General features: G+C 70.9%; 13 protein-coding genes. 7 read left to right on the top strand and 6 right to left on the bottom strand.

The window, feature by feature from the left end; all coding sequences use genetic code 11:
* Positions 1-40 precede the first annotated feature (40 nt).
* The gene (locus AMA02S_RS03560; RefSeq protein WP_067451583.1) at positions 41-1,540 is read right to left on the bottom strand and encodes an MFS transporter; all 1,500 of its coding nucleotides are present in this window, start codon (positions 1,538-1,540) and stop codon (positions 41-43) included.
* 123 nt (positions 1,541-1,663) lie between these two features.
* Here AMA02S_RS03560 and AMA02S_RS03555 point away from each other — a divergent pair, with 123 nt between their 5' ends.
* From AMA02S_RS03555 to clpB, 6 genes are all read left to right on the top strand, one after another.
* On the top strand, positions 1,664-2,383 hold the full coding sequence (locus tag AMA02S_RS03555; protein ID WP_067451368.1) for a TetR/AcrR family transcriptional regulator: 720 nt from the start codon (positions 1,664-1,666) through the stop codon (positions 2,381-2,383).
* A 258-nt stretch (positions 2,384-2,641) separates the two neighbouring features.
* Positions 2,642-4,507: a molecular chaperone DnaK gene (gene dnaK / locus AMA02S_RS03550; protein WP_067451365.1), complete on the top strand. Its 1,866-nt coding sequence runs from the start codon at positions 2,642-2,644 to the stop codon at positions 4,505-4,507.
* Positions 4,504-5,124: a nucleotide exchange factor GrpE gene (gene grpE / locus AMA02S_RS03545; RefSeq protein ID WP_067451362.1), complete on the top strand. Its 621-nt coding sequence runs from the start codon at positions 4,504-4,506 to the stop codon at positions 5,122-5,124. Before dnaK ends, grpE begins: the two co-directional genes overlap by 4 nt.
* A gap of 141 nt (positions 5,125-5,265) precedes the next feature.
* The gene (gene dnaJ / locus AMA02S_RS03540; RefSeq protein ID WP_067451360.1) at positions 5,266-6,429 is read left to right on the top strand and encodes a molecular chaperone DnaJ; all 1,164 of its coding nucleotides are present in this window, start codon (positions 5,266-5,268) and stop codon (positions 6,427-6,429) included.
* 3 nt (positions 6,430-6,432) lie between these two features.
* Positions 6,433-6,885, top strand: coding sequence for a heat shock protein transcriptional repressor HspR (locus tag AMA02S_RS03535; protein WP_067451358.1), 453 nt, complete (start codon positions 6,433-6,435; stop codon positions 6,883-6,885).
* A gap of 37 nt (positions 6,886-6,922) precedes the next feature.
* Entirely contained in the window at positions 6,923-9,520 is a 2,598-nt protein-coding gene (clpB, locus tag AMA02S_RS03530) for an ATP-dependent chaperone ClpB (RefSeq protein ID WP_067451355.1), read from the top strand.
* 7 nt (positions 9,521-9,527) lie between these two features.
* On the opposite strand, the gene AMA02S_RS03525 is transcribed toward clpB, so the two are convergent.
* From AMA02S_RS03525 to AMA02S_RS03515, 3 genes are read right to left on the bottom strand one after another with little or no spacing between them, the layout of a single operon-like run.
* Positions 9,528-10,775 (bottom strand): RNA polymerase sigma factor, encoded by a 1,248-nt coding sequence (locus AMA02S_RS03525; protein WP_067451352.1) that lies wholly within the window; start codon positions 10,773-10,775, stop codon positions 9,528-9,530.
* On the bottom strand, positions 10,772-11,101 hold the full coding sequence (locus AMA02S_RS03520) for a YciI family protein (RefSeq protein ID WP_067451349.1): 330 nt from the start codon (positions 11,099-11,101) through the stop codon (positions 10,772-10,774). The genes AMA02S_RS03525 and AMA02S_RS03520 overlap by 4 nt, the downstream gene beginning before the upstream one ends.
* Complete coding sequence (locus AMA02S_RS03515; protein ID WP_067451347.1) at positions 11,089-12,480, bottom strand: MFS transporter; 1,392 nt, start codon at positions 12,478-12,480, stop codon at positions 11,089-11,091. Before AMA02S_RS03515 ends, AMA02S_RS03520 begins: the two co-directional genes overlap by 13 nt.
* 389 nt (positions 12,481-12,869) lie before the next feature.
* Between AMA02S_RS03515 and AMA02S_RS03510 the strand changes: the two genes are divergently transcribed.
* Positions 12,870-13,799, top strand: a complete 930-nt coding sequence (locus AMA02S_RS03510; protein ID WP_067451343.1) for an SH3 domain-containing protein — start codon at positions 12,870-12,872, stop codon at positions 13,797-13,799.
* Positions 13,800-13,814: 15 nt separating this feature from the next.
* On the opposite strand, the gene AMA02S_RS03505 is transcribed toward AMA02S_RS03510, so the two are convergent.
* Both AMA02S_RS03505 and AMA02S_RS03500 read right to left on the bottom strand, forming a co-directional pair.
* A complete protein-coding gene (locus tag AMA02S_RS03505; protein WP_157430351.1) occupies positions 13,815-14,462 on the bottom strand; it encodes a hypothetical protein in 648 nt (215 codons plus the stop codon).
* A 105-nt stretch (positions 14,463-14,567) separates the two neighbouring features.
* Positions 14,568-14,864, bottom strand: coding sequence for a helix-turn-helix transcriptional regulator (locus tag AMA02S_RS03500; protein ID WP_067451337.1), 297 nt, complete (start codon positions 14,862-14,864; stop codon positions 14,568-14,570).
* Positions 14,865-15,016 lie beyond the last annotated feature (152 nt).

The raw sequence follows: 15,016 nt of genomic DNA, 5'->3' as shown, positions 1-15,016 counted from the left end.
CGGACGTTTACGCGTCCGGACCGTCCACGTGCGCTGGAGCTCACGTGTGCGGGACGGATTCGCGTGCCGGGGTGGAGTCTGTGACGGGTCGGTGGCCGCCGCGTAGGACGAGCAGTGCGAAGACCGCGGCGGCCAGCATCGTCGCGCCCGCGGTGAACGAGCCCACCGCCTGTGCGTGGACGAACGCGTCGCGGGCGGTGCGGGCGAGGCCGGGGTCTCCGAGGGCGAGGGCCTCGCCGAGGGAGTGCCGCGCGGGGGCGGGCGCCGCGTCCGGGAGGTCTTGCCTGTACGAGGCGGAGATGACGCTGCCGATCACGGCGACGCCGAGCGCGTTGCCGAGTTCCTGGCCCGCGTCGTTCACGGCCGAGCCGACGCCGGCCTCCTCGCGCGGGATCGCGGCCATCAGCGTGCTGTAGGCGGCGGGCGCGCCGAGGCCGGCGCCGAAGCCGAGGACGACGAGCCCGATGACGATCGCGCCGAAGCCGTCGCCGGGGCCGACGAGGCCGAGCGCCGCGAATCCGGCCGCGGCGATGGCGAACCCGGCGGCGATGGCGTTCCGCCCGCCGATCCTGGCCTCCAGTGCGGCGCCGAGGCCGTTGCCGAGGCCGGCCGACACGGCGACGGGCAGCATGGCCAGTCCCGCCTTGAGCGGCCCGTAGCCGAGGACGAGCTGGAACATCTGGGTGAGCGCGAACAGAGTCCCGGCCAGCGCGAACCCGAAGGCCGCGATGATGACGGCGGCGCCGGAGAACTGGCGCCGCCGCAGCAGCCGCAGGTCGAGCATCGGCTCGGGGTTGCGGTGCTGCCAGCGGACGAACAGGCCGAGCGCCGCCACGGCGACGGCGAGCCCGCCGAGGGTACGCGGTCCCGTCCAGCCGTGCTCGGGCCCGGTGATGATCGCCCATACCAGCGCCGACATGCCGAGCGTGGACAGCACGGCGCCGAGCACGTCCGGGCGGCGCCGCGGTCCGCGCGTCTCCGGGACGAGGACCAGCAGCCCCACGACGGCGAGGACGGCGACGGGCACGTTCACCAGGAAGACCGAGCCCCACCAGGAGTGCTCCAGCAGGAAGCCGCCGAGCGTCGGTCCGGCGGCGATGCCGACCATGGACGTCGCGCCCCAGATGGCGAACGCCTTGGGGCGCTCGTCCGCGCCGAAGACCTGCGCCATGATCGACAGCGTTCCGGGCATCAGGAACGCGCCGCCGACGCCCATCAGCGCGCGCATGGCGACGAGCTGCGCCGGGTTCTCGGCGAAGGCCGCGAGCAGCGAGCCGAGCCCGAACAGCGCGAACCCGATCAGCATGGCGCGGCGGCGGCCGTACCGGTCGCCGAGGCTGCCCGCCGTGACCAGCAGGCCCGCGAAGACCAGCGAGTAGGCGTCGATCACCCATTGGACGTCGGACGTGGTGGCGTCCAGGTCGTCCAGCAGGGACGGGATCGCGACGTTGAGGATCGTGTTGTCCACCACGACCACGAAGAGGCTCAGGCAGAGCACGCCGAGGATCTGCCAGCGCCGCGGATGCGCGGCCGGGCTCATGGGGTCCACTGGGTTCGCTCCCTCTGCTCGTACAGTGTTCTAGTTGCCTCGAACACTGTATGAGCTTCCTCGTACACTGTTCAAGCCCCGGTACCCTGTACGAGAGTCAGCAGAGGAGGCCCCATGGCCGAGGCACCGGCGCGCCCGACGTCCGTCTGGACCCGTCCGGCGAGAGCACGGCGCGACCAGCCCACGCTCACCCGCGACCAGATCGTCGACGCCGCGCTGGAGTTGCTCGACGCCGAGGGGCTCGACGGGCTGAGCATGCGGCGGCTCGGCACGCGCCTCAATTCCGGCGCCACGTCCGTCTACTGGCATGTCGCCAACAAGGACGAGCTGCTGGAGCTGGCGCTCGACCGGGTCATGGCCGAGGTGGAGGTCCCGGACCCGGCGGACGGCGGCTGGCGCGCGGCGGCCACCGGCTACGCGCGCAGCTACCGCGCGATGATCCACCGGCACCCGTGGACGGTCACGCTGTTCGGCAGCCGTCCCATGGTCGGACCCAACGCCGTCCGTGTCCTGGACGAGGCGCTCGTGCTGTTCGGCGCGGCCGGGTTCACCGGCTTCGGGCTGGAGTACGCGTGGTCGCTCGTCGTGGACTACGTGATCGGCGCGGCCGGGAGCGAGGCGAGCTGGCAGGTCAACCAGGCGGGCACGACGGTCGCCGCCTGGATCGAGACGCTCGGCCCCTTTCTCGCGGAGACCGCCGAGCGCAGCCCCCGCCTCGCGGCACACCTCCGCCAGATCTGGGAGGACGAGACCGCCGACGTCCTGGAGGGCCGTTTCGCGTTCGGGCTCGACTGCGTCCTGGACGGCATCGAGCGCCGCAGGCCCGCCCGGTAGCGGTATCCAGTGGTCGCGGCCCGGTAGCGATCAGTCTCAGCAGGCCCTCGTCAGGACCAGCCCCGGGAACCGGAATAGGGCGCTCAATCGTCCTGTTGTAGAGGACGTCAGCAAAGTTGAGTCGGGTAGGCTCAAGTCATTTGACAACACGGAACGGGCCCGGCACTCTTGCGAGCAGAGACTCGACCGGACGCAGGACCCAGGGGGACGCGGCCGGAACGTGATAACCCGGCACGTAACGACGGAGGACGAACAGACATGGCATCACGTGCGGTCGGCATCGACCTCGGGACGACCAACTCGGTCGTCGCGATCCTGGAGGGCGGCGAGCCCACCGTCATCGCGAACGCGGAGGGGTCGCGGACCACGCCGTCGGTCGTGGCCTTCGCCAAGAACGGTGAGGTGCTCGTCGGCGAGGTGGCCAAGCGCCAGGCGGTGACCAACGTGGACCGGACGATCCGTTCGGTCAAGCGCGAGATGGGCACCGACTGGAACACCACGATCGACGGCAAGGACTTCACCCCGCAGCAGATCAGCGCATTCGTGCTGCAGAAGCTGAAGAGGGACGCCGAGTCCTACCTCGGTGAGACCGTCACCGACGCGGTCATCACGGTGCCCGCCTACTTCTCCGACCACCAGCGGCAGGCCACCAAGGAGGCCGGGCAGATCGCGGGGCTGAACGTCCTGCGCATCATCAACGAGCCCACCTCCGCGGCGCTGGCCTACCACCTGGACAAGGAGAACGAGGCCACCATCCTGGTGTTCGACCTGGGCGGCGGCACGTTCGACGTGTCCCTGCTGGAGGTCGGCGACGGCGTGGTGGAGGTCAAGGCCACCAGCGGCGACAACCACCTGGGCGGCGACGACTGGGACCAGAAGATCGTCGACTGGCTGGTCGAGAAGTTCAAGAACGCCAACGGCGTCGACCTGTCCAAGGACAAGATGGCCCTCCAGCGGATCCGTGAGGGCGCGGAGAAGGCCAAGATCGAGCTGTCCGGCTCGTCCGAGACGACGATCCACCTGCCCTACATCACCGCGTCGGCCGAGGGCCCGCTGCACCTGGAGGAGAAGCTCACCCGCGGCGAGTTCCAGCGGATGACCTCCGACCTGCTCGACCGGACCAAGGCGCCGTTCCACTCGGTGCTCAAGGACGCCAAGATCTCCGTCGACGGCATCGACCAGGTCGTCCTGGTCGGCGGCTCGACCCGGATGCCCGCGGTGTCGGAGCTGGTCAAGGAGCTGACCGGCGGCAAGGAGCCCAACAAGGGCGTCAACGCCGACGAGGTCGTCGCGATCGGCGCGAGCCTCCAGGCGGGCGTGCTGAAGGGCGAGGTCAAGGACGTCCTGCTGCTGGACGTGACGCCGCTGAGCCTGGGCATCGAGACCAAGGGCGGCATCTTCACCAAGATCATCGAGCGGAACACCACGATCCCGACCAAGCGCTCGGAGACCTTCACCACCGCCGACGACAACCAGCCGTCCGTGGAGATCCAGGTCTACCAGGGCGAACGCGAGATCGCCGCGTACAACAAGAAGCTCGGCACCTTCCAGCTCACCGGCCTGCCGCCCGCGCCGCGCGGCGTCCCGCAGATCGAGGTCACCTTCGACATCGACGCCAACGGGATCGTCAACGTCTCGGCGAAGGACCAGGGCACCGGCCGCGAGCAGTCGATGGTCATCACCGGCGGCAGCGCGCTGCCCAAGGACGACATCGAGAAGATGATGCGTGACGCCGAGCAGTACGCCGAGGAGGACCGCCAGCGCAAGGAGGAGGCCGAGGTCCGCAACCAGGCCGACACCCTCGCCTACTCCACCGAGAAGTTCCTGCGGGAGAACGACGAGAAGGTCCCCGCGGAGCTCAAGACCGAGGTGGGCGACGCGGTCGCCGAGGTCAAGAAGGCCCTCGAAGGCACCGACGTCGAGGCGATCAAGTCCAGCGCCGAGAAGCTCGCCCAGATCAGCCAGAAGATGGGCGCGGCGATGTACGCGCAGAACCCGGAAGGCGCGCAGGCCGGTGAGCAGGACCACGGTCCGACCGCCGGCGCCCAGGCCGGTGACCAGGACGACGAGGTCGTCGACGCCGAGATCGTCGACGAGGACAAGCCGAAGGGTGACGCGTCGTGACGACCTCCCCCGATGAGGGCGAGGAGAAGGAGGGCCCGGTGATCCGCGACAAGCGGCGCATCGATCCCAAGACGGGGAAGGTCCGGGAGTCCGGCGGCACGCCGGCCCCGGAGGCCCCCGCCACGGGCGACGCCGCGGTCACCGGCGAAGCGGACTCCACGCTCAAGACCCAGCTCGCCGAGCGCCTCGCCGATCTTCAGAGGCTCAAGGCGGAGTACGACAACTACCGCAAGCGCGTCGAGCGCGACCGGGTCGCCGTCCGCGAGCAGGCCCTCGGGCAGGTGTTGTCCGAGCTGCTCCCGGTGCTGGACGACATCGGCCGGGCCCGCGACCACGACGAACTGACCGGCGGGTTCAAGTCCGTCGGCGACCGGCTGGAGTCGGTCACGGGCAAGCTCGGGCTGGAGCGGTACGGGCAGAAGGGGGAGCCCTTCGACCCGACCGTGCACGAGGCGCTCATGCACTCGTACTCGGCGGAGGTGACCGAGACGAGCGTCGCGGACGTCCTCCAGCCCGGCTACCGGATCGGTGAGCGGATCCTGCGCCCCGCCCGCGTGGCGGTGGCCGAGCCCGACCCGAACGGCGGCTCCGGCGAGGAACCGGCCGGCGCAGAGTGACCTCCTGGCTCTCGCCAGGGGGACCGGGGGCCCGAGCCCCCGGAATCGACCCGAGGGTCCCGTCCCGGCCGTGCGGCCGGGACGGGTCTCCGGGGCATGGAAAGACATGTGGCAAGTGGCGATAGCAGAGAGCGGGGCGCCGTGAGCACCAAGGACTACCTGGAAAAGGACTACTACAAGGTCCTCGGTGTCGCGAAGACGGCCTCGCAGGAGGAGATCAAGAAGTCCTACCGGAAGCTGGCCCGCAAGTACCACCCGGACGCCAACAAGGGCGACACCGACGCCGAGGACCGCTTCAAGGAGGTCTCCGAGGCCTACGACGTCCTGTCGGACGAGAAGCGCCGCAAGGAGTACGACTCGGTGCGGTCGATGCCGGGCGGTTTCCGCGGCCAGCAGGGCGGCGGTTTCCCCTTCGACCTGGGGGACATCTTCGGGCAGCAGGGCGGCCCGCAGACCGGCGGCGCCGGCGAGCGGATCGGCGACCTGTTCGGCGGGCTGTTCAACCGGGGCGGCGGCACCCGCACGACCGGGACGCGGCGGGCCAGGCGCGGCGCGGACGTCGAGACGGACGTGACGCTGTCGTTCGGCCGCGCGATGAACGGCGTGACCGTCCCGATCAAGCTGACCAGCGAGGCCGCGTGCGACGGCTGCCGCGGGACCGGCGCGAGGGCGGGGACCGTCCCGCGCGTGTGCCCGAACTGCGAGGGCACCGGGCACGAGACCCGCAACCTCGGCAACTTCGGCTTCCAGGAGCCGTGCAAGGAGTGCCACGGCCGGGGCCTCGTCGTGGACGACCCGTGCCCGAAATGCCACGGCAGCGGCCGCGCGACCGGCACCCGCACGATCCAGGCGCGCATCCCGGCGGGCGTCGCGGACGGGCAGAAGATCAGGCTCAAGGGCAAGGGCGCGCCGGGCGAGAACGGCGGCCCGAGCGGCGACCTGTACGTCAACATCAAGGTGCGGCCGCACCAGGTGTTCGGCCGCGGCGGCGACAACCTGACACTGACCGTCCCGGTGACGTTCCCCGAGGCGGCGCTCGGCGCGGAGATCCGGGTGCCGACGTTCCAGGGGCAGCCGGTCACGCTGCGCCTGCCGGAGGGCACCCCGAACGGCCGCACGTTCCGGGTCAAGGGCCGCGGCGCGCCCCGCCGCGACGGCACCAAGGGCGACCTGCTGGTCACCGTGGACGTCCAGGTGCCGCAGAAGCTCGACGACCAGGCCCGGGAGGCGCTGACCCGGCTCCGCGAGGCCGGCACCGGCGACGATCTGCGCGCCGACCTCCTCCAGCAGGCGAGAACGGAGTGAGCCATGCAGACCGATCCCTTCGGTGACAGCACCCCGGTCTACGTGATCTCCGTGGCCGCGCAGCTGTCCGGGCTGCACCCGCAGACGCTGCGGACCTACGACCGGATGGGCCTGGTGTCCCCCGGCCGGACGGCGGGACGCGGCCGCCGCTACTCGATGCGCGACATCGTGATGCTCCGCGAGATCCAGCGGCTCTCGCAGGAGGAGGGCATCAACCTGTCGGGCATCAAGCACATCCTGGAGCTGCAACGCGACAACGTGCGGCTCCGCGAGGAACTCGCCAAGGCGCACGCCGCGCTGGCGGACCTCGCGAACGAACTCGAATCGACCCGGGCGGTAGCGGCGCGGCTGGCCCAGCAGCGCCGGCACGGGGAGCCGGGCGGCACGCCGGGCTCCGACCTGGTGCCGATCAGGCATACGAGTGTCGTGGTCTGGCACGAGCGGAACCGGGACTGACCCTGGGGGGCGTCCCTCGTCGCAGGGGAGCGGAACTATGGACGTCAAGCTGACGCAGAAGAGCCAGGAGGCGGTGTCGGTCGCGGTCCGCCGGGCGGCGGCCGAAGGACATCCCGAGGTCGAGCCGCAGCATCTGCTGGTGGCGCTGATCGGGCTGCCGGAGGGCACCGCGGTGCCGCTGCTGGAGGCCGTGGGCGCGGACTGGCAGGCGATCCGGCGGCGGGCCGAGGAGCAGCTCGCCGCCAAGCCGAAGGCGGCGGGCTCGACGGTCGCGACGCCGCGGCTGTCGGGGCAGTTGCAGCGGGCGATCAACACGGCGGGCAACCGGGCGAAGCAACTTGAGGACGAGTACGTCTCGACCGAGCACCTGCTGGTCGGCCTCGCGGCCGACGGCGGCCCGGCGGCGGGGCTGCTGAAGGAGTTCGGCGCGACGCCGCAGGCGCTGCTGGAGGCGTTCGAGAAGGTGCGCGGGCACGCCCGGGTCACCAGCGAGAACCCCGAGAGCACCTACCAGTCGCTGGAGAAGTTCGGTGTCGACCTCACCGCGGCGGCCCGCGACGGACGGCTCGACCCGGTGATCGGACGGGACGCGGAGATCCGCCGGGTCGTCCAGGTGCTGTCGCGGCGGACGAAGAACAACCCGGTGCTGATCGGCGAGCCGGGCGTCGGGAAGACCGCCGTGGTCGAGGGGCTCGCGCAGCGGATCATCGCGGGCGACGTGCCCGAGTCGCTGCGCGGCAAGCGGCTGGTGTCGCTGGACCTCGGCGCGATGGTCGCCGGCGCGAAGTACCGGGGCGAGTTCGAGGAGCGGCTGAAGGCCGTCCTGAACGAGATCAAGGAGAGCGACGGGCAGATCGTCACGTTCATCGACGAGCTGCACACCGTCGTCGGTGCCGGCGCGGCCGAGGGCGCGATGGACGCGGGCAACATGCTGAAGCCGATGCTGGCGCGCGGCGAGCTGCGGATGATCGGCGCGACGACGCTGGACGAGTACCGCGAGCGCATCGAGAAGGACCCGGCGCTGGAGCGCCGTTTCCAGCAGGTCCTCGTGGGCGAGCCGTCGGTCGAGGACTCGATCGCGATCCTGCGCGGGCTGAAGGGCCGCTACGAGGCGCACCACAAGGTGCAGATCAACGACTCGGCGCTGGTGGCGGCGGCGACGCTGTCAGACCGCTACATCACGTCCCGGTTCCTGCCGGACAAGGCGATCGACCTCGTGGACGAGGCCGCGTCCCGGCTGCGGATGGAGATCGACTCGCGGCCCGTCGAGATCGACGAGCTACAGCGCGCGGTGGACCGGCTGAAGATGGAGGAGCTGAACCTCGCCAAGGAGACCGACGAGCCGTCCCGGCAGCGGCTGGAGCGGCTGCGCGCCGACCTCGCCGACAAGCAGGAGCAGCTCAACGGCCTGGTCGGGCGGTGGGAGCAGGAGAAGGCCGGGCTGAACCGCGTCGGTGAGATCAAGGAGCGGATCGACCAGCTGCACGGCGAGGCCGAGCGCGCCCAGCGCGACGGCGACCTGGAGACCTCCGCGCGGCTCACCTACGGCGAGATCCCCGAGCTGGAGAAGCAGCTGGAGGAGGCGTCGCAGGCGGCCGAGCACCGCGACGCGATGGTCAAGGAGGAGGTCGGCCCGGACGACGTCGCCGACGTGGTCGCGTCCTGGACGGGCATCCCGGCGGGGCGCCTCCTCGAAGGCGAGACCGAGAAGCTGCTGCGCATGGAGGACGAGCTCGGCCGGCGCCTGATCGGCCAGGCGTCGGCGGTGCGGACGGTGTCGGACGCGGTGCGGCGGGCCCGCGCCGGGATCTCCGACCCGGACCGTCCGACGGGGTCGTTCCTGTTCCTCGGCCCCACCGGCGTCGGCAAGACCGAGCTGGCGAAGGCGCTCGCCGAGTTCCTGTTCGACGACGAGCGGGCGATGACCCGTATCGACATGAGCGAGTACTCGGAGAAGCACAGCGTCGCGCGGCTGGTCGGCGCGCCTCCCGGTTACGTCGGATACGAGGAGGGCGGGCAGCTCACCGAGGCCGTGCGGCGCCGCCCGTACTCGGTCGTCCTGCTGGACGAGGTGGAGAAGGCGCACCCCGAGGTGTTCGACATCCTCCTCCAGGTCCTCGACGACGGGCGGCTGACGGACGGGCAGGGCCGCACGGTCGACTTCCGGAACACGATCCTGATCCTCACGTCCAACATCGGGTCGCAGTTCCTCGTCGACCCGACGCTGGAGAACGGCGCGAAGCGCAACGCAGTGTGGAACGCCGTGCGCAACTCGTTCAAGCCGGAGTTCCTCAACCGGCTCGACGATGTGATCCTGTTCGACGCGCTGTCGACCGACGAGCTGACCCGCATCGTGGACCTCCAGGTGGACCGGCTCGCCGAGCGCCTCGCCGACCGGCAGCTCACGCTGCGCGTCACCGACGCGGCCCGCGAGTGGCTGGCGCTGACCGGCTACGACCCGCTGTACGGGGCGCGCCCGCTGCGGCGGCTCGTCCAGACGGCGATCGGCGACCAGCTGGCGCGGGAGCTGCTGTCGGGCGAGGTCCGCGACGGCGACGAGGTCGTCGTCGAGCTGGACGAGGCCGCCGACCGCCTGACCGTCGGACCTTCCCGGGGCCTGACCTTGACGAAGTGATCGGCGTTCAGGCGCCCGGTCCGGGTGGTCTCTCAGGTCCGGGTTGTGTTTCGGCGAGCCGGCGGGTGAGGAAGCGGCGGTCCGCTTCGGTGCGGGCCAGCTCAAGCGCGGCGCGGTAGGCGTCCGCCGCCTCGGCGTCGCGGCCGAGGCGGCGGAGCAGGTCGGCGCGGGTGGCGGGGAGCAGGTGGTAGCCGTCCAGCCGCCCGTCCAGCTCCCGGACGAGTGCGAGACCCACCGCCGGCCCGTCCGCCATGGCGACCGCGACCGCGCGGTTGAGCCGGACGACCGGCCCCGGGTTCATCTCTTCGAGGCGCCCGTACAGGGCGGCGATCTGCGGCCAGTCGGTTTCCGCCGCCGTCGGGGCGGACGCGTGACAGGCCGCGATGGCCGCCTGCACCTGGTAGGGGCCGGGCTTCCCGCGGCGCAGCGCGGCATCCAGCAGCCCGGTGCCCTCGGTGATCGCGCCGCGCTCCCATCTCGTGCGGTCCTGCTCGTCGAGCGCCACCAGGTCTCCGGCCGGATCCATACGTGCGTTACGGCGGGAGTGCTGGAGCAGCAGCAGGGCCAGGAGCCCGCGGACCTCGGGCTCGTCCGGCATCAGCTCGTCCAGGACGCGGGCGAGCCGGATCGCCTCGGCGCACAGGTCAGCGCGGACCGGGCCGCCCTCCGTCGCCGCGTACCCCTCGTTGAAGAGCAGGTACACCACGCCCAGCACCGCGGCCGTCCGCTCGGGCAGCAGGTGCGCGGCGGGAACCCGGTACGGGATGCCGGCCTCGCGGATCTTGCGTTTGGCCCGGACGAGCCGCTGCGCCATCGCCTGCTCCCGGGTCAGGAACGCCCGCGCGATCTCCGCGGTGGTCAGCCCGAGCAGGGTGCGCAGGGTGAGCGCGACGCGGCCCTCGATCGGCAGCGCGGGATGGCAGCAGGTGAAGATCAGCCGCAGCCGGTCGTCGGCCACCCCGGCGGTGCCCGGGGGTTCGTCCGCGCCGGTCATGACGCTCACCTGCCTGAGCTTCTCGATCTCGGTCGCGCCGCGGCGCAGCCGGTTCAGCGCGTGGTTGCGGGCCGTGGTGGTCAGCCAGGCGCCCGGCCGCCGCGGGACGCCATCGCCCGGCCACCGTTCCAGGGCGCGCGCGAACGCCTCCTGCGCGCACTCCTCGGCGAGGTCCCAGTCGCCGGTCACGCGGATGAGGGTCGCGACGACCCGGCCCCACTCCTCGCGGAAGGCCGCCGCGACCTCGTCCTCGACGGTCATGGCGTCCAGATCGGCCTGACCTCGATCCCGCCCAGCCGCGCCGAGGGATGCTTGGCGGCGATCTCCAGGGCCTCCTCCAGGTCGGCGCAGTCGATCAGGTCGAACCCGAGGATCTGCTCCTTGGTCTCGGCGAACGGCCCGTCCGACAGCAGCGTCTCCCCGTCCCGCACCCGGACCATCGTCGCGGTCTCGGTGGGACGCAGCCGGTTGCCGGTCTTGCGGACGCCGCGCTCCTCCATCTCCGCGACCCATGCTCCGGTGTCGGCGAAGACCTCGGGTGCCACCTCCGCGTGCTCGTCACCGCAGATCAGCATCATGTACTGCATATCTTCTCCTCCTCGATAACAGTGACCTCCGGCGGTCCCGGAACTCGTCGCATCACGAGCGCGAACCCCGCGACCGCCCCTCCCGCGAGGGCGATCCCAGCCGACACGTCGAACGCCAGGCGGAAGCCCGGCAGCGCGGCGCGCGAGAGCTCCACGGTCGACGCGACGGCCACGCCGAGCGCGCCGCCGAGCTGGAACGCCGCCGTGTTCAGACCGGACGCGAGGCCGGAGTCCCGCTCCGTCGCCCCGGCCAGCGCGGTCACGGCCGCCGCCACCCCGCACGCCCCCAGCCCGAACCCGAACACCAGCAATCCGGGCAGCAGCCCCAGGACGTAACCGCTGCCGGTGGTGACCCGGCCGAGCGCGAGACAGCCCGCACCCATGAACCCCATGCCCGCCACCGCCACCGGCCGGGTCCCGACCCGTCCGATCGCCGCCTGCGCCGCGTAGGATCCGGCGACCGCCATCACCGGCAGCACGGCCGTGGCCAGCCCGAACTCCAGTGGCGTGTACCGGAGCAGCCCCTGCGCGTACCGCGACACGGTGAACGACGTCCCGAACGCGGCCATCGCCGTCAGCAGCATCACCAGGTTCCCGCCCACCACCGGTCGCGACCGGAAAACCCGCAGCGGGACCAGCGGCGCCGCCGACCGCGACTCGATCCACACGAACAGCGCGCCCGCCAGGACGGCTCCGCCGAACACTGCCATCGTGGACGTACTGCCCCAGCCGACCTCGGGCGCCCGCACCACCGCGTACACGGCGGCCGACACCGCCACGGTGACCGTCAGAGCACCCGCCGGGTCGTAGGCCCGCGCCCGCCCCCGGCTCTCGCTCAGCAGCAGCGGACCGAGCACCAGCAGCGCACCGGCGACCGGCACGTTGAGGAAGAAGACGGCGGGCCATCCCCACAGGTCGGTCAGGCTCCCGCCCACCAGCAACGCCGCTGTGGCCCCGAATCCGCCGACGCTCGACCAGATCGCCAGCGCCTTGTTGCGTTCGGGACCCTCGGCGAACATCGCGGTCACCACCGCGAGCGCACTGGGCGCCATCAGCGCGGCCGACACGCCCTGCACCACCCGCGCGGCGATCAGGATCCCGCCCGTCCAGGCGAACCCGCACAGCAGGGACCCGACGAGGAACAGCGCCGTCCCGCTGAGGAACGTCCGCCGCCTCCCGAGGAGATCCGCCGTGCGGCCGCCGAGCAGCAGCAACCCGCCGAAGCCGAGCAGGTAGGCGCTCAGCACCCACTGTGCTCCACCTTCCGCGAACCCCAGGTCCCGCTCGATGGACGGCAGCGCCAGCAACACGATCTGCGAGTCCAGGATCACCATGAAGTTCGCCGCGCACAGCAGTGCCAGCGCCGTCCACCGTCGCATGTCCGTCTCCTCCCGCTCGGGCCCGTCGTCCTCTCGACAAACGGGATCCGGCGGAATCGACACCACGGCGAAAATTCGTCGCCGGCACTTCACGATCCCGGCTGCGGCCGGTGCCGTGCCGACGGCGTCCGACACCCGTGTCCAAGGGAGTGGGCGAGCGCCTTGCCGGTGACGCACGCATTGATCATCCGTGGCCGCGGATTCTAGAAGAAACGTGCCATGCGTGTGCGCCCTCTGACGAATTCCGAATGTGCGTTCCGATGAAGACTTGGACAGGCCAGAATCAAACGTGGCCCCCCGCCCCATGACCTGACCCGCGGTGGGACACAACGAAAGATCGAGATACGCAAGGTTGTGACCTGCACGAACGTCGCTATGGGACGGGACGGGTGACCAAGGTGGAACAGCAGCGCGAACCGGACCCGGATCGGCTTCCGTCCCCCGAGCGGCACACTCTGAGCGCCATGATCGACGCACTGGCGAAGCGGACGCGCCAACCCACGATGAGAACTCAGGCCGAAGCACTGGGACTCGACAAAAGCACTCTGGAACATTGGATCAAGGGCCTGAGTCTTCCCGATCAAGTGGCCTACGCTGATCTGCTCGAACGGGCCGATCTACCCGCCGACGAACTCCACGAACACTGGACCGCCTACCGGGTCGCCGCCTCCAGCCCGTCCGTCCACCTGCCGGCGGGCACGCCTGATCCCGGCGAGGAACGCGAGCCCACCACGCCTCGGCCGGATGCCCCGATCAGGCTGTCGCTCGTCCCCGCCGCCGCGCCGCCGCCCGTCCCGCCCGTCCCGCCTCGCCCGCCCGCGAAGCCCCTCCCCGACCCCGACCCGTGGCATCCGCCGCGCTTCAGGTCGTGGGAGAACCCGGCCGTGCTCGCCCTGATCGGCACGGTCGCCCTGGTCGGCGTGACAGCCCTGCTGATACGCAGCTCCGGCCAGTTCTCGCCACGGGACCGGCCGACGGCACCCGCGCAGTACCCGGAGACGACACCGACCGAACGTCGTGACGACTCCAGCGAGGACGACAGCAGCGCCCAGGGCCCCAGCCCCGCTGTCTCCTCCACGGCTTCCCGCCGGTCCGGGCCGGCGGCCCAATGCGACCGTTATGTAGTCATCGCAACGGACCTGTCCCTGCGGACGCGGGACGACGAGCGAACCGGTGAGGTCGTCACGCAGGACACCGAACTCACCGTGAGAAAGCGCGGTGCCCCCGACGACCCCACCGGACTCTGGTACGTCACCGCCGCCGACGGCCGGTCGGGCTGGATCCATCCCGACCGCCGCCACTGGAAGCCCCTCTGCTGAACCGCACGCCCGCGATCAGTAGGCGAGATCCGCGGACGTGCAGGCCACCTGCTTGCCGTTCTTGTTCCAGGTGCACTTGTCGTCGAACGTCCAGAACTTCTTGGCGTATCCAGATCCCACGTACTTGTACTTGCCGTTGAACACGCAGTACGCCCCGCCCTGACCCCCGGCCTGGAGGTTGCCCAGGGCGTCGTAGACGTTGAACTTGTAGACCTTGAAGCCCTGGCCCATCCGGAGGGTGTAGTGGCGGCGCTTCTTGAGCCGCCACCGGTGGGAGACGTCGGTCGAGTTCTCCTTCGTCACCTGGAAGCCGACGGCCGCGTTGATCGACTTGATCGGCGCGCCGAGGGTTCCGGTCACGACATTGGAGACCTTCACCCCCTTCTTGATCTCAACGCTCTTCGGGCCCCAGGCGGAGGTGCGCCAGGGGTAGACGTTCTTCCAGACGTACTCGGTCCTCTCGAAGTGCCGGTACTTGGCCGTCCTGGCGCCGGAGACGATGCACGGCGCCCCCGCCTTGGAGAGGCTCTCGCCCGCCGACACCGTGGCCGCCCTACCGGTGGCCTCCTGGTTCTGGACGAGCGCGGTCAGCCCGGCCCCGCCGACACCGGTCACCGCCGCCGCGATCACCGCGACGCGCACTGCTTTTCGAGACACCCGCATGGAGGTTCCTTCCGACCATGACTCGCTTCTGGGAAGGAATCTAAGAGCGGAACAGGCACGCAGGTCAGAGCCCTAGGACCCCAGTGGCGGCAGGGCCCTAAGGCCCTAGTCGGCGAACAGCTCGATCAGTGCCTGGACGTCGTGGTCGGCCTCGGCGGGGTGCCGGAAGGGCCGGTCGGCGTTGATGGTGTAGGTGTTGCGGCGCCCGACGCGGACGCGGGTGAGGTAGCCCGCCTCCTCCAGGTCGGTGATGATGAGCTGCGCCGCGCGCTCGGTGATCCCGATCTCCTGCGCCACGTCCCGTACCCGGAGGTCGGGGCTACGGGCGATGCAGATCAGCACCCGCGCATGGTTGGTCAGGAACGTCCACGGCTTGTCGGGCCACTCCGGCGTGCTCCCCATCACTCCACCCCGTCATGTCCTGCTCACTCGCACCCCGGCAGCCCCGGGTGCGCTCCATCACGGGCAGTGCGATGGAGATCACCGGATCATCATACGAGAAACTTTTACCGAAGAATCTTTCGTGTAATATTCTTGAGGTGTCCGCACCCCTC

It is taken from the genome of Actinomadura macra NBRC 14102 (assembly GCF_001552215.1).
In the GTDB taxonomy this organism is placed as follows: Bacteria; Actinomycetota; Actinomycetes; order Streptosporangiales; family Streptosporangiaceae; genus Spirillospora; species Spirillospora macra.
This window is presented reverse-complemented; position numbering and strand designations above follow the sequence as displayed.

Bases quoted from the DNA above. Each gene is read 5' to 3' on its own strand.
- AMA02S_RS03560 (WP_067451583.1), bottom strand. From the start codon at position 1,540: ATGAGCCCGGCCGCGCATCCGCGGCGCTGGCAGATCCTCGGCGTGCTC.
- AMA02S_RS03555 (WP_067451368.1), top strand. From the start codon at position 1,664: ATGGCCGAGGCACCGGCGCGCCCGACGTCCGTCTGGACCCGTCCGGCG.
- dnaK (WP_067451365.1), top strand. From the start codon at position 2,642: ATGGCATCACGTGCGGTCGGCATCGACCTCGGGACGACCAACTCGGTC.
- AMA02S_RS03535 (WP_067451358.1), top strand. From the start codon at position 6,433: ATGCAGACCGATCCCTTCGGTGACAGCACCCCGGTCTACGTGATCTCC.
- clpB (WP_067451355.1), top strand. From the start codon at position 6,923: ATGGACGTCAAGCTGACGCAGAAGAGCCAGGAGGCGGTGTCGGTCGCG.
- AMA02S_RS03525 (WP_067451352.1), bottom strand. From the start codon at position 10,775: ATGACCGTCGAGGACGAGGTCGCGGCGGCCTTCCGCGAGGAGTGGGGC.
- AMA02S_RS03520 (WP_067451349.1), bottom strand. From the start codon at position 11,101: ATGCAGTACATGATGCTGATCTGCGGTGACGAGCACGCGGAGGTGGCA.
- AMA02S_RS03515 (WP_067451347.1), bottom strand. From the start codon at position 12,480: ATGCGACGGTGGACGGCGCTGGCACTGCTGTGCGCGGCGAACTTCATG.
- AMA02S_RS03505 (WP_157430351.1), bottom strand. From the start codon at position 14,462: ATGCGGGTGTCTCGAAAAGCAGTGCGCGTCGCGGTGATCGCGGCGGCG.
- AMA02S_RS03500 (WP_067451337.1), bottom strand. From the start codon at position 14,864: ATGGGGAGCACGCCGGAGTGGCCCGACAAGCCGTGGACGTTCCTGACC.